This window comes from Helicobacter cynogastricus, from assembly GCF_900197855.1.
GTDB lineage: Bacteria > Campylobacterota > Campylobacteria > Campylobacterales > Helicobacteraceae > Helicobacter > Helicobacter cynogastricus.
The window spans coordinates 137,270-155,365 of sequence record NZ_FZMQ01000005.1 but is presented as its reverse complement, the minus strand read 5'-3'; the positions used below and the strand labels follow the sequence as shown (position 1 = coordinate 155,365).

The window sequence follows — 18,096 nt, the reverse complement described above, 5'->3', positions numbered from 1 at the left end:
CGACTATGCTAGTTAAAGGAAGCGAAATTCTCAATAAGGCCCACAGGGAGGGTTATGGTGTAGGCGCATTTAACTTTGTGAATGTGGAGATGTTGCGCGCTATTTTTGAGGCCGCAGACAGCGCAAAATCTCCTTTAATCGTGCAAGCTAGCGAGGGGGCGATTAAATATTTGGGCATTGACATGGTTTTAAGCCTCGTACACACCATGTCTAAGCGTTATCCTCATATCCCCGTGGCTTTGCACTTAGATCATGGCACTACCTTTGAGAGCTGTAAAAAGGCTGTAGATGCGGGCTTTACATCAGTAATGATCGACGCGTCTCACCACCCTTTCAAAGAAAACCTAGAGCTCACTAAACAAGTGGTAGACTACGCTCACTCTAAAGATGTGAGCGTAGAGGCTGAGTTAGGTCGTCTGATGGGTATTGAGGATAATATCTCTGTAGATGAAAAAGATGCGGTTTTGGTTAATCCTGATGAGGCTGAAGAGTTTGTCAAGGTAAGCAAGGTGGATTACTTAGCTCCTGCCATTGGAACAAGCCATGGGGCGTTTAAATTCAAGGGCGAGCCTAAATTAGACTTTAAAAGACTTGTAGAGGTCAAAAGGCGCACCAATATCCCCCTAGTTTTGCACGGGGCTAGCTCTATCCCTGAGAATGTCCGTCAAGCTTTCTTAGCCACAGGCGGAGATTTAAAGGGGGGTAAGGGCGTGCCCTTTAGCTTCATTGAGGAATCTATTAAGGGCGGGATTAACAAAATCAATATTGATACGGATTTGCGCCTAGCTTTCATTGCGCAAGTGCGTAAAATGGCGCAAGAAAACCCTGCTGAATTTGATTTGCGCAAGTATTTTAACCCAGGTATTGAGGCGGTCAAAGCCGTTATTATCGAGCGCATGCAAGTTTTGGGCAGCGCGGGTAAAATTTAGGGGGTGCTCCGTGGCTATTGGAATGAGCGAGCTTAAAAAAAATCTCAAAATTGAGATTCAAGGTGTGCCCTACCGCATTGTAGAATACCAACATGTCAAACCGGGCAAGGGGGCGGCTTTTGTGCGGGCTAAAATTAAATCTTTCTTAGATGGCAAGGTGATTGAGAAGACTTTCCACGCAGGGGACAAGTGCGAAGAGCCAAACTTATTGCAAAAACCCATGCAATTTCTCTATCACGATGGTACTTCTTATCAGTTCATGGATGTAGAAAGTTATGAACAAATTGCCCTAAGTGGGGATCAAGTCGGAGAAGCGTCTAAATGGATGTTGGAGGGTTCACAGGTGCAGGTCCTCTTTCATAATGAAAAAGCGATCTCTGTGGAGGTAGCTCAAGTGGTTGCCCTCAAGATCGTGGAAACTCCGCCCAATTTTAAAGGCGACACCTCTAGTGGGAGTAAAAAACCCGCTACTCTAGAAACGGGCGCAGTAGTACAAGTACCCTTTCATGTACTTGAGGGTGAGGTGATTAAGGTCAACACTCAAACAGGAGAATATTTAGAGAAACTCAAATCTTCTCAATAGCGCGCCTAGATTCTGGATTTTGCTCATGTGGCTTGCCCCTGTTGTGGCGAGTCTTCTTTCTGCAGATAGATTCACTGGGGGCTTTTCTACAATGGTGGCTTTTTCAATGTCGCCTTCTACAATCCTGTGCTTTCCTATCTGTGTCATTTTGCAGGCAGTTTATTTAAAAACCAGCTACTTGATTGCTAATTCAAGGGGTTTGAAACATCTCGTGTTTTTGGTTTCATCTAGATGATTACACGAGTTCTAACATGTTCAAAGCATTTATATCTACACTGCGCGCACCCTGCGCGCGAATTTCAAATCTGAAACACTCACACTATACTAATAAGATTCACTAAGTCAAACTAGCGATCATTTTCTTAATCTTGTCTTGATAGGCTCTGCGCGCTACTAGGGCTTGCTCCATGTCCACGGCTTTAAAACGCACTTTTTGATTGGGCGCAAACTGCCCTAGACGATCTAGATCGCAACTAATCACCGTGCAATACATCGCAAACCCGCCCCCACTGGGCGCGTCCCTTTGCAAGACAATGGGTTCATTGCCCCCGGGGGCTTGCATGGAGCCCACTGGGTAGCAAGCATCGGGAATATTGCTCGGATTTGAGCCCGCGCCAAAGGGTTGGGGCAAATCTTTATAGGTGAATTTCTGCCCATTTTTAAAGCGATAGCCCAGTCTGTCTGCTTGGGTGGAGACGACATAAACATCATTAAATAGATTATGCAAACTCTGCTCTGTGAGTTTGTAATCCTGCAGTCCCAAGATCACGCGCAAAAATTCCACTTCTTCTAAGTGTAGATGAAATTCTGGGGCTAGGGCTTTTTGGCTGGGTTTACCCATGGGCGTGCCAATGGGGAGTATGTCGCCCTCCTCAAGTTTACGCCCCTTAAAGCCCCCAATGCTCCCTAGCGGATAGGTGGATCGCGAACCCATCACCACGGGCACATCTATCCCTCCGGCTATAGCGATATAAGCACGCGCGCCCTTCTTTAAATAGCTAAAGTCAAGTTTGCCACCGGCGGGGATTTTAAACGCGGCATTGCTAGGCATTTCTTGCCCGTTGACAAGCGGGGTGGTGTGTGCCCCAGTTATAGCAATGTAGGTTTCCTTTTCAAATTCTAATTCAGGTGCCATTAGAGCCACCTCTAGGGCGGCAGCGTTTTTATCATTGCCCACCAAGACATTCGCCGCGATGAAAGAGGCTTGATCGAGCGCACCCCCGGGGGGAATGCCCAAATGGTAGTAACCATAACGCCCCAAATCCTCTACATAAGTCGCAATGCCCGGCTTGATCACTTTAAAAGAGCTCATGCTAACACCTCCAAGATTTTTTGGTTATAGGCTTTGGGGTTGCTTTGCCACTCTTGCAGAGAAAAGCGCGTGGGGCGGATTTTCAGATCAAAAGTGCCCGCTTCCACTTGTTTTAGATGGATATTGTACTGCTCTTGGGTGCAAGGGGTGAATTTGATGATGTCCCCGGGGTTTAAAAACACCATATTTTCTTTGAAATAGGGCAATCTTTGCTCAGGGTCCCACACGGGCGCGGGTGTGATGCCCATCATCTGATAGCCCCCACCTCCACGCACCGCATAAATGCATCCAAAGCATCCGCCATGCCCAATGGTGAGGGCGGGCGTGTCGATGCGCGCAATGGCATACTTGGGCACTTCAATTTGGACTGAACGCTCTACAAGTTGATAAAGCCAAGGTAAGCCCGCCACAAAACCGATCATGCTCACAAACCAAGGGCTCTCAGAGTGGGCTTGAATGAAGGCTTCCACACTCTCATAGCCATTGATTTGGCGGGCGTATTCAATGTCGGTGATGTTGGGGTCTAGGGTGGAGCCGGGCTCTCTGCACTGGTGGTTATTGCGGAAGCGCATTTGGCACTCATGGGTATAGGGGTCATTGTAAAAAACGGGCATTTCAATCAGGCGGGTTTGAATTTCTGTGCGCGCCCCCACGACTTCCTTTTCTAAAGATTTTAAAATCTCTAGGGCCTTGGTGTGGGGCAGAATGTCCGGGTTGAAAGCAATCATATAGGACGCATTAGCCGGGCAAATCTCGCTAATACCCTCTACTTGCATTTCCCTTAAGCGGTTACAAATTGCCATCGCTAAAAAAAACGCCTCTAAAGACATCCCATCTTCGCTCACCTCCACAAACAAAAAGGTGTCTCCCCCAAAGCTGTATCTAAACGCCATTTTTAGCCTCCTGTTGGTAGTTTTCTAAAAAGTTGATGTCATAATCGCCCTGTTGGATATGGGGGTTTCTCAAAAGCTCCTTAAAAAGCCCGATAGTGGTTTTCACGCCCTCAATCTTGAGTTCGTTTAGGGCTCTTTTGAGTTTGTTAAGGGCTAAGGGACGGCTTCGATCGTAGACAATGAGTTTAGCAATGAGCGAGTCGTAAAAGGGCGGGATGGTGCGCCCGCTAAAGAGCATGCTATCCAAGCGCACGCCCAAACCGGTGGGGCATTGTAATTTAGTGATCTCTCCGGGGCTGGGGAAAAAATTATTCTGGGGGTCTTCAGCGTTGATTCTAACCTCCACAGAATGCCCGCGTAAAGAAATGTCCTTTTGTTGGTAGTGCAAAGCCTGCCCATCGGCAATGCGCAACATTTGGCGCACGATGTCAATCCCGGTTACCATTTCTGTAATGCCGTGTTCGACCTGAATACGCGTATTCATCTCTAAGAAATAAAAACCCTTGCTTTGCGTGTCATAGAGAAACTCCAAAGTCCCTGCACCCTTATAACCCACATCGCCAGCCATGCGCACCGCGCACGCGCACAAAGCCTCCCTAGTCTGAGAATCTAAGCTGGGGCTGGGGGCTTCTTCTAAGATTTTTTGCCTGCGCCGCTGCAAAGAACACTCGCGATCGTAAAGATGGATCACATCTTTTCCATCGCCTAGCACCTGCACTTCGATGTGTTTGGCTCTTGCTAGATATTTTTCCAAATACACCCCCCCATTGCCAAAGGCGGCGCGCGCCTCAGCCGTGGCGATCTCAAACTGGGTTTTAAGCTGGGTTTCATCATTCACTAGCCTAATCCCCTTGCCTCCACCCCCGGCAATCGCCTTAATGAGCAAAGGATAGCCAATTTGGCGCGCCTCCTCTAGGGCTTGATCTAGGTTTTCTAACACGGGACTACTAGGCATGGTGGGCACTTGGCTTTTTTTAGCCTGTTGCAGGGCTTTAGCCTTATCCCCCATTGTAGCGATGAGCTCGCTTGAAGGTCCTACAAAAATGATCCCCGCTTCCTCGACGCGTCTGGCAAATTGGGCGTTCTCGCTTAAAAAACCATAGCCCGGGTGGATGGCATCTACTTGTGCTTGTTTGGCAACTTCGAGCACATTATCAATATTAAGGTAGCTTTTATGGGCGAGATTTTCTCCCACTCGGTAAGACTCATCGGCCAACTGGCAGGCCAAGTTGCCCGCATCTGCATCGGTGTAGATCGCCACAGCCTTCATGTTGAGCTCATGGGCGGCTTGGATAATGCGCACCGCGATCTCTCCGCGATTAGCCACCAAAACCTTTTGGATTTTTAAGGGGCGTTTTAGCATCGTCTACTCCACCACAAAGAGCACATCGCCCGGGTTGACAAATTGTTCATTCTCCGCCCTAATTTCTGTGATCTTGCCTTTAGCTCCGGCCTTGATCTCATTGAAAGTTTTCATCACTTCTACCAGGCAAAGGGTGGTGTCTTCGTTAACCTCAGAGCCCACCTCCACAAAGGGGGCGGCATCCGGGTTGGGTTTGCGATAAAAGGTTCCGGGGATGGGGCTAACAACTTCGTGCATAGGTTCTCCTTAAGGGTGGTGAATGGTGGGTTTTTGAATTTTAATGCCATGCTCTTCTAAGAGCGTGCGCGTGGCTTGCAACAAAGAAAGGGCCCCGGGGGTATCGCTGTGGATACACACCGAGTCAAAATCTACCTCAATGACCTTGCCAGTTACAGTTTTGACCGTGCCCTCTTTGCAGGCTTGCAAGACCTTATTAGCGACCTCTTCGGGCGTGTAAGCACGCGCGCGGCGCACCATTACCAACTGCCCATCATCGCCATAATCGCGATCCCCATAAAATTCGCGCACAAAGGGGTGTTTGAGCTCCTTTGCCACTTCATGCGTGATCGTGTTTTCCATGCAATAAAGGGGCAGGTTGGGATCGATTTTATGCAAAGTGCTGATGAGCTCTTCAGAAAAGGTGCGATCCTTGCTGGCGTGGATATACAAACTCCCGTGGGGCTTGAAGTGGTGCAATTTACCCCCTAGAAAATGCACAAACTCGCGCAACGCGCCTAGCTGGTAGAGACAATCATTGGTCAATTCTGTGGGGTTAGCCACAATATGCCTGCGCCCAAAGCCCACCAAGTCTCTAAAGCCCGGGTGCACCCCGATCTCTACTCCTTGTTCTAGGGCGTTTTGCACGCTATGGCGCATGATATTGGGATCGCTAGCATGGAAACCCGCGGCAATGTTGCAACTGCTAATGAGCTTCATAATTGCATCATCCACGCCATCCCCAATGATCCATGGTCCAAAACATTCGCCCATGTCGCTATTTAGATCAACATGCTTTTTCATCTCACTCCTTTATCATCATGTCAGCAGTATGGCACAATAAGACTAACACGCAGAAGCAACACCTATGTAAATCTAGCTTAAACCATGAATGTAGCGATTAACGCGATTTGAGCGTTACTAAGTTCTACAAAATCAGCTATTAAGAGCTATTGTTTGGTGCAAGCGGGCAAATATTACTCATATCCCTCCTCAGCACTTTTTATTTTGTATTTCTGTCTATCTACATTCTTGACTTTTATTTCCGTTTATCTTAATTTTGGAAGAGGACAAAATCCTCAAAATACAAAATTAAGAACTTCCACAAGCAGATTAGGAGGAAAACATGGTTTTAGCCAGTCTTGTTGCAGAATTAGGTGCGGCCAAGCACGGGAGCAGTGTAGGTGTGGAAAAACTCAAGACTCGCCTGATAGAGTGTTATCCACAAATTACAGAACACATGGCACTTATCCGACAGAGGCAATGTGTGCTAGAGAGGTTTTTTAGATACGCTAAGAATTTCGAGGATTACTACTTCTTTTGTAAAGATAATTTAATTCCTAAGATGCGCGCTATTTTTAAAATGGGGAGTTTTCCGGTTATCTTAAGTGCGGAGCATTCTGGAGCTTTTGGGATCGTACAAGCCCTACGATCTGTGCACCCTGATAAAAAGATAGGTATCCTCTATTTGGACGCGCATGCGGACATCCATACAGCTTATGATAGTGATTCGGGGAATTTGCATGGCATGCCTTTAGGAATGGTATTAAACAGAGCTCATAGCGGTCAAAATGTGTTAAGTGATCAAGAAAAGCATTATTGGGAAAGCCTTTGCGCGCTTGGTCTGGAGAATGGTGCGTTAGATTTTGATCCACAACACCTAATTTATTTTGGAGTTCGTAGCACTGAAGCGAGCGAAAGGGAGATGATTAAAAAGTATCATATCCCTCTTTTTAGCATAGAGGCGATTCGTGCGGACATGTCTAGTGTGGTACAACAAACTCAAGTCTTTTTAGAAGGGATAGACTTGATATATTTGAGCCTAGATGTTGATGTGTTGGATGGCAAAATTTTCAGCTCTACGGGGGTGCGCGAAAACAATGGCCTGCAACCTCAAGAGCTTCAAGCGTTGTTAGACGGCCTTCTAAGGGTGTTTGATAGGCGTTTGGTGGGTGCAGAAATCACAGAATACAATCCAGAATTGTGGAATCATAAAGGAGAAGATGAAAAAATTGTGTGGGAGCTTTTAACAAGCATTGTAGAATATGCGCTAAATAGAGATTCAACTCTAATAAGGAGAGACGATGATCGCTTTGCTTAAAGAAAGCATGGATTTAGAAGCGCGTGTAGGCCTTGTGCCCCAAGATGTTGCTCAGTTAACTCCGTATCTTAGTGTATTTGTTGAGGAAAATGCGGGTTTGAGAAGTGGCTATAGCAATGAGGATTATGCCAAAGCTGGGGCGCATATTGTGAATCAAAAAAAGGCGTGGGCACAGCCGGTATTGATCAAATGCAAAGAACCCTTAGAGGAAGAATATCCACTTTTACAAGAGGGAGCGACTTTATTTAGCTATTTGGATTTAGCCTACAATAAACCCCTAGCCTCAATGTTGGTAGAAAAAAAGATTCTTTCTATCTGCACAGAAACCATTGCCGGACCTAAGCACAATTACCCCATTTTAGCCCCTATGAGTGTAGTAGCAGGCAGACTAGCTGCCCATCTGTTACAACATTATTTGTTAGGCTTGGAACATTTGCCCGGAGTCTTTGGGCTTGGTGTGATGTTGGGTGGATTAGCTGGGCAGGCGCGCGCTAAAGTGGTGGTTGTGGGTGGGGGCGTGGTAGGGTTAGAAGCAGCTAAGATACTCAGTTTAGCCGGGGCTAGAGTCGTGGTGTTGGAATTAGATTATGCCAAATTGCAAAATCATCCCTACACTTCTTTATACCATTTAGAAATTTTAGGAGTGAGTGAGGAAAATATCAATAATGCCCTAGAGGGGGCGGTGGGGCTTGTAGGTGCGGTGCTGATCACAGCTACTAGCACACCCAAAGTGATCTTAAAACGCCATTTGGCGCACATGCAAAAGGGTGGGGTGGTGATTGATGTGGCTTGCGATTTGGGCGGGTGTGTGGAAACAATCCGCCAAACCAACCACTCCAACCCGCTGTATATGCAAGAGGGGCTTTTGCACTATGGCGTGCCCAATATGCCCGGTATCGTGGCAAAAAGTAGCTCAATTGCCTATAGTCAGGCAAGTTTTCCCTATCTGTTCTATTTTCTCCAACATGGTTTAAAAAAGTTTTTGCAAGCTGATACGCCACCAGTTGCTAACACTTTAGGGGGACTTAGCGCGTATGATGGCTATCTCACCCAAGAGGGGATTGCCAAGGCATTCAATCTACCTTTTAAAAGCGCACAAGAGGTGCTTAGTCATCTACAATATTAAGGCACACTGCGCTATATTGGGACTTTTTAAAGGAATGGGCATGGGTCGCATAGAGTGGCGTGCGGGGATTGTAGCGGTGTTTGGTATGGGTTGTTTTGGAATGTTTCCCTTTTTTCCTCTTAGCGATCTCTCTGAAGATAATCAGAATCAAATGGATAACCATGCCCAAAAAGTGATCTATTACACTCGCCTTCAACCCCCCGTCTTTGACTCCTCCCCCACACCCCCCTCTAAAGATAGCGCGCTTTCCTCTCAAAATATCCATGGCACGCCCATTAATAATAGTATTGAAATCCGTCGTAGCGATCTGTTGGCCGAAGTTCAAGATTCTAAAAATCAAGAAGCAAAACAACCCCCTCTCTCTAAGCAATCTTTCCATGCCGTGCTCAACAACTGCGCTAAAGACGCGCTTTTTAACGAGTTGGGGGCAGGTTTGAGTGTCGACCCCCAACAACAAGCTAGATGTAACGCCCTGCAAACTCACTATAACAACACGCTTGATAAACACTATGCTCCCCTGCAGAAATCCTACACCACCCTTTTACAGGACATGGTAGGCGCGTGCCACACTCACGCAGACAGAATGGCTCTTTTACAAAGCGCGTTTTTCAAACGCTTCAGCCCTCACATTAAAAGCCGTCAACAACGCGCCTTATTAAGCACGCTCAAGCAAAATAAACCCTTAAGCCGTGAAAAGCTCCACGCCTTGCTCCAACAGCCTAATTTGGGCGAGCGATTTTATCGCTGCCAATACTTTATTCATGCTCCTTAAGGTGTTTTTCTCTAAGTTGCCCGCAAGCTGCAGCAATGTCCTGCCCCTTAGAGATGCGAATTGTGCAGAGTAGCCCCTTTTGATTGAGAAAATCCGCAAAAGCTTGCACTCTCTCTAATTCTGGGCGTTCAAATTTAGAATGAGAGGTAGAGTTGTAGGGGATGAGATTGATCTTAGCCTTCAGTCCATTGAGCAATCTTAATAACTCTTTGGCGTGGCTTAGTGAATCGTTGATGTCTTTTATCATCAAGTATTCAAACATCACCCGCTTGCGCTTGTCTAGTGGAAAAGCTTTGATCGCGCTAATCAAGGCCTCCAAATTGTAAACTTTATTAATAGGCATCAGTTTTGAGCGCAAGCTGTCATTAACCGCGTGCAGAGAAATAGCCAACTGCACACCTAGATTGAGCGCGCCCAAAGTCTGCAAGGCAGGCACGACCCCGCTTGTAGAAATGGTTATGCGTCTAGGGGCAATATTGAGTCCCTCATGGGTGCTCAAAATCTCTAACGCGCGCACCACTTGTTCAAAATTATGCAAGGGCTCACCCATGCCCATAAACACTAGATTGATCCCCTTAGTGGGCTCTAGCTGGTGAGCACGCTTAAGAGCGACGACCTGCTCTACAATCTCGCCCGCGTTTAAATCACGCACAAAGCCCCCCTTAGCGGTCGCACAAAACACACAACCCACCTTACACCCAATCTGACAACTCAAACACAGCGTAATTTTCTCTTGTGCTTCCCCCTCTCTGGCTTCTCTCATCACCATGTACACACTCTCAAAGCTATGCCCATCAGAAGTTTTAAAAAGGTATTTCACGCTCTTATCCGCGCTCTGTTGGCACTCTAGCACCTCTAAGGGGCGCACATCAAAATCTGCACGCAATGCCTCTTTAAAAGCGTGGGGGAGATTGTGCATTTGATCTAGACTAGCGTAACGCTGATAAAGCCAAGCATAAAATTGTTTAGCCACAAAGGGCTTAAAGCCGTGCTTTGTGCAATAGTTTTGCCACTGCGCAAGAGTGAGCGCATAAAGGGAGGGTTTGCTTTGCATTAAAAACGCCTAAAAAGGAGATTGAAAAGATGTTGGCAGAACCAACGGATTTTTAAGGTGTAATTACAAAGCCGCAATAGCCATGAAAGGGCTTTGAGTTTGCCTCTAAAATTTTGGATATTGGCGTGGGGCACTTGGGAGGGGACACTCTCCACTAAAAGAGCATAGGACTTTAGAGTGAGCGTTTTGGCATGGTGGGTGTAGTGCGCGTCCATGTAAGTGTCCACGGGCAGAATCCATTGCGGGGGGCAGTGCTCCAAGAGCTTTTGCGCACCCTGCGGACTTAAAACATAACCCTGTGTGCCCATCCCCCCTGCTGGGCTAAAAATCCAATCAAAATCATGGGTCAACGCGCTTTTAATTTGGTGGCGTTTGAAATAAAGCGCATACAAGCGCACGACTTGGGCTAACTCCGTGTTGATGGCTTCCAAACTCAAATGGCATTTTTCATAAAAATCAAAAGTGGGCAAAACATCATCTTCTAACACAATGATAGGCTTTTGCAATTTCACACACTCTTGCCAAAGCAAAAAATGGCTAGCAAAACAGCCCAGTTGCCCTAAACTTTGGAAGTTAACGCGTATGCGCAACGCCAGACGCATCAGCTCAAGGGCTTGGGCGCGCTTAAGGGTTTTGGGGGCAAAGTCGTTGAGCACGGGGTGGGCGTGTTTAAAGGTGATGCCCTTATTGTGGTAGTCCTTTTGCCCATGCACGGCTTTAAAAACCTCAATGCGGAAGTTTTTATGTGGGGTTTTGTCCAAGAGATAGTTTAAATGCCATAGCAAAGGAGTGATGTCCCTAGCCGAGTTGTCTAGGTGAATAATGTAAATGGGGGTGGTTTCACTCAACCGTAACGCTCTTGGCCAAGTTGCGCGGTTTGTCTACATCTAACCCTTTAAGTTGTGCCATCTCTAGGGCAAAAAGTTGCAAGAGGGTTAGCATGTGAAAAAATTCGGGCATGAAATGATGATAAGCGCAGGTTTGGATTTGAAAGGTCGCCTCTTCTAGCTTAAGCGGACTGAGCGCAAAGATCAGAGAATCGCGCGCGCGCAATTCTGCTACATTGCTTAAATTCTTGGCGAAAAGCAGGTGTTTGGGGAGTAAAGTGGTGCTCAGTAGGCTAGAGTCGGCTAGGGCAATGGGACCATGTTTCATCTCTGCACTAGCATAGCCTTGTGCGTGCACATAGGCGATCTCTTTGAGCTTGAGCGCACCCTCTAGGGCTAAAGGGTAAAACACTCCACGCCCCATAAAAAAATACCCCTTCAAATCCCGCTCCAAAATTTGCGCGCTCACTTTGCGCACTTGCTCGTGTAATTCTAGCCCCTCTTGCATGGCCTTTAAGCTGACTTGCACGGCTTGAATCTGTGTTTTTAACTCCTCTGCGCTTAAGCTGTGTCTCTCTTGGGCCAGTTGCAAGCCTAAGAGCCATAAGATTAAAACCTGACTGGTGAAAGCTTTAGTAGAAGCTACGCTACGCTCTAAGCCTGCATGGGTTAAAAGTAGTCCATCGGCCATGTCTGCCATGGTGGAGCTCTGGGTGTTGCAAAGGCTAAGGGTTTTTAAACCTAGACTTTTAGCTAGTCTAAGCGCCTCTAGGGTGTCCGCGCTCTCTCCACTTTGAGAAATCGCTATAAAAAGCTCGTCTTTTTGGGTTGCAAAATGCGCGTAGCGGTATTCGCTAGCCAACTCTACTTGCACTTTGACCCCGGCTAAACTCTCTATTAAGTATTTCCCCACTAGCCCGGCATGGTAACTCGTCCCACACGCGCTAATGCTCATACAGCTCACCCCCTCTAAGAAATCATCGGGTAATTCCAAATGTACGCGATTAGCAGAGAGTCGCCCTAGTAAACTTAATACTTTGGGCTGTTCGTAAATCTCCTTTTCCATGTAGGTGTTAAAACCCTCTTTATCGCTCTGCTGGGTGTCTGTGCTCACTGCCTGCACTTCACCTAAAACCTCTAAATTCAAGGGCGTTTGAAAATCCACCATCCCTACGCTTCCCTCCTCTAAGCGCACCATTTGGCTCGCACGCCCACAAAGCGCATTTGGCGCGCTGGCAAAATACACCCCGCCCTCACCCGTGGCAATGAGCAAAGGCGAGTGGTTTTTGGCATAAAAAATACAAGTAGGAAAACGCTCGTTAATGAGCAGAATCGCATACGCGCCCTCTAATTGGGCGATAGTGTCTTTAAAAACTTGTAGGGCTTGATCAAGGCTTTTAGCGCCGCTTTGCTCTAAATTTTCCTCAAAGAGATGCACCACCACCTCGCTATCGGTTTGGCTAGAAAAAACATGCCCTTTTTGTTCTAATTGCGTTTTAAGAGGGGCATAATTTTCAATAATTCCATTGTGCACTAACGCGCTGGTTTTATAGGTATGCGGGTGGGCGTTTTGCGTGGTGGGTTTGCCATGGGTTGCCCAGCGCGTGTGGGCAATCCCCACGCCTAAACCCTGCGTGCGTACCCCTTGCACCAAGTTTTCTAGCGCGCTGATTTTACCACTGGTTTTAAACACCTGCAAAGGCGCACCCTCTCCCAGTAAGGCTAACCCCGCGCTATCATAACCCCGGTATTCTAGCTCTTTGAGACCTCCTAATAATAGCCCCACTCTCTGCTCAGTGCCCAAATAACCCACAATCCCACACATAAAAATCCTTAAAAAACTAACATTTCTCTTTTGTATTTATTGAGCGCATTAATGCATTCCTTAAGTTCCTCCACATGCTCGCTAATTTGGGTGTAAAACGCCATGTCTAAACTCTGTGGAATATCCAAACTCCCGCGCTTCATCAAAATAAAATCGCTCAAACTCACATTAGCCAGTTTCAAAAGTAATTCAACTTCCTCTTTGGCGTTTTCAATGTCTTTAATGAGCTGTTCTAAGCGTTCAAACATCATTATTCCTTTAAGTCTTTAAGTCCTAAAGCTAGCAGAGCGTGCAGATGCACCACTCCAAGCACTTTTTTGTGCGCATCTAGCACGATGAGCAAAGAGATTTGATGGGTTTCTATGAAATTGAGCGCGTCTAACACTAACATATTGGGGTCTTGAATACTCTTAGGATTCAAGGTGGCAAACTCTCTAGCTGGGGCGCAGCGATCAAAATGGGGTTGCAAGAGCGCGCGGCGAATATCCCCATCGCTTAAAACCCCTACAAGTTTTTGATTCTCATCGACCAAAAGCGCATTGCCCAAACCTTGATGGGTGGCTTCTAGCAGGGCTTCATGTAAAGAGGCTTGCGCGCTCACTAAAGGCAAAGCGTGGGTGCGATAAATGTCGCGCACGCGTAGGTGCATTTTTTTACCCAGCAAGCCCCCGGGGTGGTAACGCGCAAAATCTCTTTGGGCAAAGCCCTTGCGCGCCATCAAGCACACCGCCAAGACATCCCCAAGTGCTAGGCAAAGCGTGGTGGAAGTGGTGGGCACCATGTTAAAAGCGCAAGCTTCCTTTTCAATGTTTAGGCTTAGGTGGTGGCTAGAGAGCTTGCCTAAAGAACTCTGCACGCTTTTGCTCATGCCTACAATGCCCGCGCAAGAGATAAAACGCAGAGCCTCTAAGAGTTCTGCACTCTCCCCTCCATAGCTAATAGCTAAAATGACATCTTGGCTTCCCACAATGCCCATATCCCCATGCAGGGCTTCAGTGGGGTGGAGAAAGAGTGCCTTAGTGCCCGTGCTAGTCAGAGTAGCAGCAATCTTGCGCCCCACATGCGCGCTCTTCCCCACACCCATCACCACCACTAGGGGGGCGTTAGCTAGAGCTTCAATGATGGGTTCTAATGTGGCATGATTTAGAGATTCTTTAGCGCGCGTGAGCGCGTCAATGGCTAATCCAAGTGCGTTACACGCGAGCGCGCCATAATCTAAAGTGCTCAATGTTTGATCTCTTGTTTGAGCAGAGCTTTTTTGAGTACGGGGACTAACGCGCCATAGCCTTCTTTTTCCATGTCCTCTAGGGGGATAAACTTTAAGGCGGCACTATTAATGCAGTAGCGCAAGCCTCCCAACTCTTTAGGTCCGTCCTCAAAGACATGCCCTAAATGCGCGTTGCCCACACGGCTACGCACTTCGGTGCGTACCATATGATAGCTGGTGTCTTTTTCATAGCCCACTACCTCTTTATTAATGGGCTTGCTAAAGGCAGGCCACCCACATCCGCTATCAAATTTATCGGTGGATAAGAAAAGGGGTTCGCCCGTAGTGATGTCTACATAGATACCCGGCTTAAAGAGGGTGTCGTATTCATTTTCAAAGGGGCGTTCTGTGTAGCTCTCTTGGGTTACCTTGTATTGTAAATCTGTAAGTTTGCTTTTGAGCTGGGCTTGATCGGGCTTGTGATAATCCTTAGGATCGATGATCACCTCATCAGCCTTTTTAAGATCAATGTGGCAATACCCGCCCGGGTTTTTCTTCAAATAGTCTTGGTGGTATTCCTCCGCGACCACGAAGTTTTTTAAAGGTTCTAACTCAATACGCACCTTTTGTTTATAATGAGTTTGCAAGCGCGCTAGGGCCTTGGCAATGATGGGTTCATCCTTAGGGTCTGTGTAGTAAATCCCGGTGCGATACTGCCTACCTCTATCATTGCCCTGTTGGTTTAAGCTGGTGGGATCGACAACTTTAAAATAGTACAGCAAGAGTTTATCTAGGCTGATCTCTTTAGGATCAAATTCTACCTTGACCGTTTCGGCGTGATCGGTGTTATGCAGTTCGTGATAGGTAGTCTGATCGCTCTTGCCATTGGCATAACCCACTAGCGCGTCTTTCACCCCATAAATACGCTCCATATACGCCTCTAATCCCCAAAAACACCCCCCGGCTAAGTAGATTGTGTGCATTTTCTTCTCCTGTGCATGTACTAACCCTGCCAACACCAACACTGCTAAAATTAACGCGCGCATGACTAGCTCACAAAAACATGGCTGACAATGGCAGGGTATTTCTTGGTATGCTTGAATAATGCCTTACGCAAGAAATGCCGCACGCTCTCATCTAAAGACTTGTTATTGCCCAACACATCTTGGCGCAGAGCCTTAATATGCAAACCTAGGGAATCTTGCAAATCTTCCAAGAAGTGGCGCTCTTCTTTAAGATTGACAATCCCCACACTGCTAATTTTAGACTGTGGCATAAGACTCTGTCCCTCTTTAGAAATAAATAACACCGCGCTAAGTAGTCCGGCACTGGCAATCTCCAAGCGTTCATCTACGATTCTTTGCTCAATGCTAACATTGTTGGTATTATCCACATAGTGTTTTCCGCTCTTAATGCTCTTGAGCTTGCGCATAAAGTTAGGATTGACTTCAATTTGATCCCCATCTTCCATGAGATAAATATTTTTCTCAGGAATTCCACATGCTATCGCGGTCTCTTTATGTTTAGCAACATGGTTATACTCCCCATGCACGGGCAAAAAGAATTTGGGCTTAATCAAACGCAACATCAGCTTTTGCTCCTCTTGGGCGGCATGCCCGCTCACATGGATGTCAAAGGCGTGGTGCACCACCTGGGCATCTTTTTTCATCAGCAGGTTTAAAATACTGGACACACTGGCTTCATTACCCGGTATCGCCTTAGCTGAAATGATGACTAAATCGCTGGGTTTAATGCTAATGTGGCGGTGTTCATCAGTGGCCATGCGATAAAGCGCGCTCATGGTTTCCCCTTGCGAGCCTGTGGTTACAATGAATACTTCATGATCGGGGAGTTTTTCGACTTCATGGGCTTCGATAAAGTTCTTAGAGGGCAGATGGATATAGCCCAATTCGCGCGCGATGTCTAGGTTTTTCTCCATAGAGCGGCCGATCACAGCGACCTTGCGGTTATGATTGATGGCATGCTGGATGGCTTGATACACCCGGTGGATATTAGAAGAAAAGGTGCTCATGATCACGCGCCCTTTAGCGCTCTTAAAGAGATTTTCAAATACGGGTCCTACGCTAGTCTCTGAGGGGGTAATTCCGGGCTTGTAAGAATTAGTGCTATCACTCAAAAGCAACATCACCCCCTGCTCGCCATAGTGTGCCAAGCGGTAAAGATCGCTGGGCAAATTGTCCACTGGGGTGTGATCGATTTTAAAATCCCCGCTGTGCACGATCGTGCCCACTTTGGTTTGAATGGCCAACGCGCTCGCATCAATGATAGAGTGGGTGATGTGAATCCACTCTACAATGAATTCTCCAATTTGGATGGGTTGGCGTTTTTGCACGATCTTAAAAAAGCTCTTAAATTTTTTCAACCCATGTTCGTCAAATTTATTACCAATCATCCCCAAACTTAGAGGCGTGCCATAGAGGGGAAATTGCAATTCTTTAAAGAGATAGGGCACAGCCCCGATATGATCCTCATGGGCATGGGTGATGAGCACGCCTACAATTTTATCCTTAATGCTGTGTAGGTAGCTAAAATCTGGGATGAGAATATCCACCCCGTGCATGTCCTCACTAGGAAAACTCATGCCCACATCAATGATAATGGCTTGGTGCATGGTTTCAATGACCATCATATTCCCCCCAATCTCGCCCAAGCCACCCAAAGGGGTGATTTTAAGACGGGCTTTGACATTGAGATCGAGTTTGTAATGGGGGTTGAGGTGGTTGATATGAATCTTATTATTGGTTTCTACGCCCGCTTTAAGCTCTTTATGAAAGCCTAAATTGCCCCGCTCATTGGCTTTAGTGATGTTTTTGACCCCGGCTTGTTCAGGGTGTTGAGCATGGTGGTGTCCTCTGCCTTGTTTAATACGATTAGGACGAGGGTTTTTAGAAGGGGGGGTCTGGGTTTTGGGGGGGTGTTTAGAGGGGGTTGTGCTATCTATATTGTCTGTTTGATCGGATTTATCCATGATAAGCTCCTATTTTAGATTGTTGGATGAGATCACAAGCTAGGTCTAGGTAGTCTGTGGGGCTGAGTTGGTGGGGGCGCGCTTGGGGCGTGAGGCTATGCTGGGTTAAAAAATTTTCTAACCAGCTTGGCGCGCAAAGTCCCTTAAGATTATTGCTTAAAGTCTTGCGGTTGGCTTTAAAGGCGCGCTTAAGCAAGCTTTCTAGGTCTGTAACATCTAGGGAGGGTAGGGTGGATTCTAGATGGTGTTTGATCAAGGCGATCACGCTGGAGCGCACTTTAGGGGGTGGGTTAAAGGCCTCTTTAGGCACTTCAAAACACAACTCCCGCCTAACACATGTAAGCCCGGCCAAAACACTCAGCGCGCCATAATCCTTACTCCCTACTTGGGCGCAAAACTTCAAACCCACTTCTAGCTGAGTCATCACAACCAGCCCCACACAGAGGCTATCTTTGAGCGCGCGCGCGATGATGGGCGTGGCGATGTAATAGGGCAAATTAGACACCAAAAAATAAGGCCGATCGCATAAAAAGCCCGCACGGGGCAATTTGAGTCCTGCCAAGACATCTGCGCCATTTCCAACCCCTTTTTGCTCCATCACATCCCCCACAACCAAGACCAAACGCGCCCAAGATGAGGGGCTAAGCCTATGTTTTAAACCTTGAGCCAACGCCCTATCTACTTCATAGGCGATCAAAGTCTTAAAACCCAGCCTATCTAAAAGCCTAGCGGTGAGATCTCCCAAGCCAACCCCTATTTCTACCATCTGCACCTCATTGTCAAAGTGCTCGTAGGGGATGGATTGTAAGATCTGATCTAGATAGAAGGCATCGTGCAAGAAATGTTGCCCCAATAACGCCATGATCAACCTTACATTTGTGATTTATTCTAGCATGGGC

At 47.1% G+C, this 18,096-nt stretch carries 18 protein-coding genes; 5 read left to right on the top strand and 13 right to left on the bottom strand.

What is annotated here, in order from left to right; all coding sequences use genetic code 11:
- Window positions 1-5: 5 nt before the first annotated feature.
- A complete protein-coding gene (locus tag C6H00_RS02025) occupies window positions 6-929 on the top strand; it encodes a class II fructose-bisphosphate aldolase (protein ID WP_104749379.1) in 924 nt (307 codons plus the stop codon).
- A 10-nt stretch (window positions 930-939) separates the two neighbouring features.
- Window positions 940-1,512 carry an elongation factor P gene (efp, locus tag C6H00_RS02020; RefSeq protein ID WP_104749378.1) on the top strand — a complete coding sequence of 191 codons (573 nt, stop codon included), beginning with the start codon at window positions 940-942 and terminating at the stop codon, window positions 1,510-1,512.
- 337 nt (window positions 1,513-1,849) lie between these two features.
- Here the strand turns inward: efp and C6H00_RS02015 are convergent, their stop codons facing one another.
- The 5 genes from C6H00_RS02015 to pxpA are packed head-to-tail and all read right to left on the bottom strand — an operon-like array spanning window position 1,850 to window position 6,100.
- The gene (locus tag C6H00_RS02015) at window positions 1,850-2,824 is read right to left on the bottom strand and encodes a 5-oxoprolinase subunit C family protein (protein ID WP_104749377.1); all 975 of its coding nucleotides are present in this window, start codon (window positions 2,822-2,824) and stop codon (window positions 1,850-1,852) included.
- A complete protein-coding gene (locus tag C6H00_RS02010; RefSeq protein ID WP_104749376.1) occupies window positions 2,821-3,717 on the bottom strand; it encodes a 5-oxoprolinase subunit B family protein in 897 nt (298 codons plus the stop codon). Before C6H00_RS02010 ends, C6H00_RS02015 begins: the two co-directional genes overlap by 4 nt.
- The gene (locus C6H00_RS02005; protein ID WP_104749375.1) at window positions 3,707-5,080 is read right to left on the bottom strand and encodes an acetyl-CoA carboxylase biotin carboxylase subunit; all 1,374 of its coding nucleotides are present in this window, start codon (window positions 5,078-5,080) and stop codon (window positions 3,707-3,709) included. Before C6H00_RS02005 ends, C6H00_RS02010 begins: the two co-directional genes overlap by 11 nt.
- Before the next feature lie 3 nt (window positions 5,081-5,083).
- Window positions 5,084-5,317 carry an acetyl-CoA carboxylase gene (locus C6H00_RS02000; protein WP_104732618.1) on the bottom strand — a complete coding sequence of 78 codons (234 nt, stop codon included), beginning with the start codon at window positions 5,315-5,317 and terminating at the stop codon, window positions 5,084-5,086.
- A gap of 9 nt (window positions 5,318-5,326) precedes the next feature.
- Complete coding sequence (gene pxpA / locus C6H00_RS01995; protein ID WP_104749374.1) at window positions 5,327-6,100, bottom strand: 5-oxoprolinase subunit PxpA; 774 nt, start codon at window positions 6,098-6,100, stop codon at window positions 5,327-5,329.
- A 322-nt stretch (window positions 6,101-6,422) separates the two neighbouring features.
- Here pxpA and rocF point away from each other — a divergent pair, with 322 nt between their 5' ends.
- From rocF to C6H00_RS01980, 3 genes are read left to right on the top strand one after another with little or no spacing between them, the layout of a single operon-like run.
- Window positions 6,423-7,397, top strand: coding sequence for an arginase (gene rocF, locus C6H00_RS01990; protein WP_104749373.1), 975 nt, complete (start codon window positions 6,423-6,425; stop codon window positions 7,395-7,397).
- Entirely contained in the window at window positions 7,381-8,523 is a 1,143-nt protein-coding gene (locus C6H00_RS01985; protein ID WP_104749372.1) for an NAD-binding protein, read from the top strand. The genes rocF and C6H00_RS01985 overlap by 17 nt, the downstream gene beginning before the upstream one ends.
- Before the next feature lie 40 nt (window positions 8,524-8,563).
- Entirely contained in the window at window positions 8,564-9,295 is a 732-nt protein-coding gene (locus C6H00_RS01980) for a hypothetical protein (protein WP_104749371.1), read from the top strand.
- On the opposite strand, the gene rlmN is transcribed toward C6H00_RS01980, so the two are convergent.
- The 8 genes from rlmN to rsmA all read right to left on the bottom strand — a co-directional run bounded on the left by rlmN (window position 9,279) and on the right by rsmA (window position 18,059).
- The gene (gene rlmN / locus C6H00_RS01975) at window positions 9,279-10,349 is read right to left on the bottom strand and encodes a 23S rRNA (adenine(2503)-C(2))-methyltransferase RlmN (RefSeq protein WP_104749370.1); all 1,071 of its coding nucleotides are present in this window, start codon (window positions 10,347-10,349) and stop codon (window positions 9,279-9,281) included. The two genes, C6H00_RS01980 and rlmN, sit on opposite strands and share 17 nt — an antisense overlap.
- Window positions 10,349-11,197, bottom strand: coding sequence for a glycosyltransferase family 25 protein (locus C6H00_RS01970; RefSeq protein WP_104749369.1), 849 nt, complete (start codon window positions 11,195-11,197; stop codon window positions 10,349-10,351). The genes rlmN and C6H00_RS01970 overlap by 1 nt, the downstream gene beginning before the upstream one ends.
- Entirely contained in the window at window positions 11,190-13,001 is a 1,812-nt protein-coding gene (glmS, locus tag C6H00_RS01965; RefSeq protein ID WP_104749368.1) for a glutamine--fructose-6-phosphate transaminase (isomerizing), read from the bottom strand. The genes C6H00_RS01970 and glmS overlap by 8 nt, the downstream gene beginning before the upstream one ends.
- Window positions 13,002-13,009: 8 nt before the next feature.
- On the bottom strand, window positions 13,010-13,249 hold the full coding sequence (locus C6H00_RS01960) for a DUF2443 family protein (RefSeq protein WP_104732793.1): 240 nt from the start codon (window positions 13,247-13,249) through the stop codon (window positions 13,010-13,012).
- 2 nt (window positions 13,250-13,251) lie between these two features.
- Window positions 13,252-14,229, bottom strand: coding sequence for a KpsF/GutQ family sugar-phosphate isomerase (locus C6H00_RS01955; protein WP_104749367.1), 978 nt, complete (start codon window positions 14,227-14,229; stop codon window positions 13,252-13,254).
- Window positions 14,226-15,191 carry a peptide-methionine (R)-S-oxide reductase MsrB gene (gene msrB, locus C6H00_RS01950; protein WP_233704403.1) on the bottom strand — a complete coding sequence of 322 codons (966 nt, stop codon included), beginning with the start codon at window positions 15,189-15,191 and terminating at the stop codon, window positions 14,226-14,228. The genes C6H00_RS01955 and msrB overlap by 4 nt, the downstream gene beginning before the upstream one ends.
- 65 nt (window positions 15,192-15,256) lie before the next feature.
- On the bottom strand, window positions 15,257-17,197 hold the full coding sequence (locus C6H00_RS01945) for a ribonuclease J (RefSeq protein WP_233704364.1): 1,941 nt from the start codon (window positions 17,195-17,197) through the stop codon (window positions 15,257-15,259).
- Window positions 17,190-18,059 carry a 16S rRNA (adenine(1518)-N(6)/adenine(1519)-N(6))-dimethyltransferase RsmA gene (gene rsmA, locus C6H00_RS01940; protein ID WP_104749365.1) on the bottom strand — a complete coding sequence of 290 codons (870 nt, stop codon included), beginning with the start codon at window positions 18,057-18,059 and terminating at the stop codon, window positions 17,190-17,192. Before rsmA ends, C6H00_RS01945 begins: the two co-directional genes overlap by 8 nt.
- Window positions 18,060-18,096 lie beyond the last annotated feature (37 nt).

What these genes read in the sequence shown, in the direction of transcription:
- C6H00_RS02015 (WP_104749377.1), bottom strand. Translation starts at nt 2,824, where the DNA reads ATGAGCTCTTTTAAAGTGATCAAGCCGGGCATTGCGACTTATGTAGAG.
- rsmA (WP_104749365.1), bottom strand. Translation starts at nt 18,059, where the DNA reads ATGGCGTTATTGGGGCAACATTTCTTGCACGATGCCTTCTATCTAGAT.
- C6H00_RS01945 (WP_233704364.1), bottom strand. Translation starts at nt 17,197, where the DNA reads ATGGATAAATCCGATCAAACAGACAATATAGATAGCACAACCCCCTCT.
- C6H00_RS01960 (WP_104732793.1), bottom strand. Translation starts at nt 13,249, where the DNA reads ATGTTTGAACGCTTAGAACAGCTCATTAAAGACATTGAAAACGCCAAA.
- C6H00_RS01980 (WP_104749371.1), top strand. Translation starts at nt 8,564, where the DNA reads ATGGGTCGCATAGAGTGGCGTGCGGGGATTGTAGCGGTGTTTGGTATG.
- msrB (WP_233704403.1), bottom strand. Translation starts at nt 15,191, where the DNA reads ATGCACACAATCTACTTAGCCGGGGGGTGTTTTTGGGGATTAGAGGCG.
- C6H00_RS02010 (WP_104749376.1), bottom strand. Translation starts at nt 3,717, where the DNA reads ATGGCGTTTAGATACAGCTTTGGGGGAGACACCTTTTTGTTTGTGGAG.
- glmS (WP_104749368.1), bottom strand. Translation starts at nt 13,001, where the DNA reads ATGTGTGGGATTGTGGGTTATTTGGGCACTGAGCAGAGAGTGGGGCTA.
- C6H00_RS02000 (WP_104732618.1), bottom strand. Translation starts at nt 5,317, where the DNA reads ATGCACGAAGTTGTTAGCCCCATCCCCGGAACCTTTTATCGCAAACCC.
- C6H00_RS02025 (WP_104749379.1), top strand. Translation starts at nt 6, where the DNA reads ATGCTAGTTAAAGGAAGCGAAATTCTCAATAAGGCCCACAGGGAGGGT.
- C6H00_RS01985 (WP_104749372.1), top strand. Translation starts at nt 7,381, where the DNA reads ATGATCGCTTTGCTTAAAGAAAGCATGGATTTAGAAGCGCGTGTAGGC.
- rlmN (WP_104749370.1), bottom strand. Translation starts at nt 10,349, where the DNA reads ATGCAAAGCAAACCCTCCCTTTATGCGCTCACTCTTGCGCAGTGGCAA.
- rocF (WP_104749373.1), top strand. Translation starts at nt 6,423, where the DNA reads ATGGTTTTAGCCAGTCTTGTTGCAGAATTAGGTGCGGCCAAGCACGGG.
- pxpA (WP_104749374.1), bottom strand. Translation starts at nt 6,100, where the DNA reads ATGAAAAAGCATGTTGATCTAAATAGCGACATGGGCGAATGTTTTGGA.
- C6H00_RS02005 (WP_104749375.1), bottom strand. Translation starts at nt 5,080, where the DNA reads ATGCTAAAACGCCCCTTAAAAATCCAAAAGGTTTTGGTGGCTAATCGC.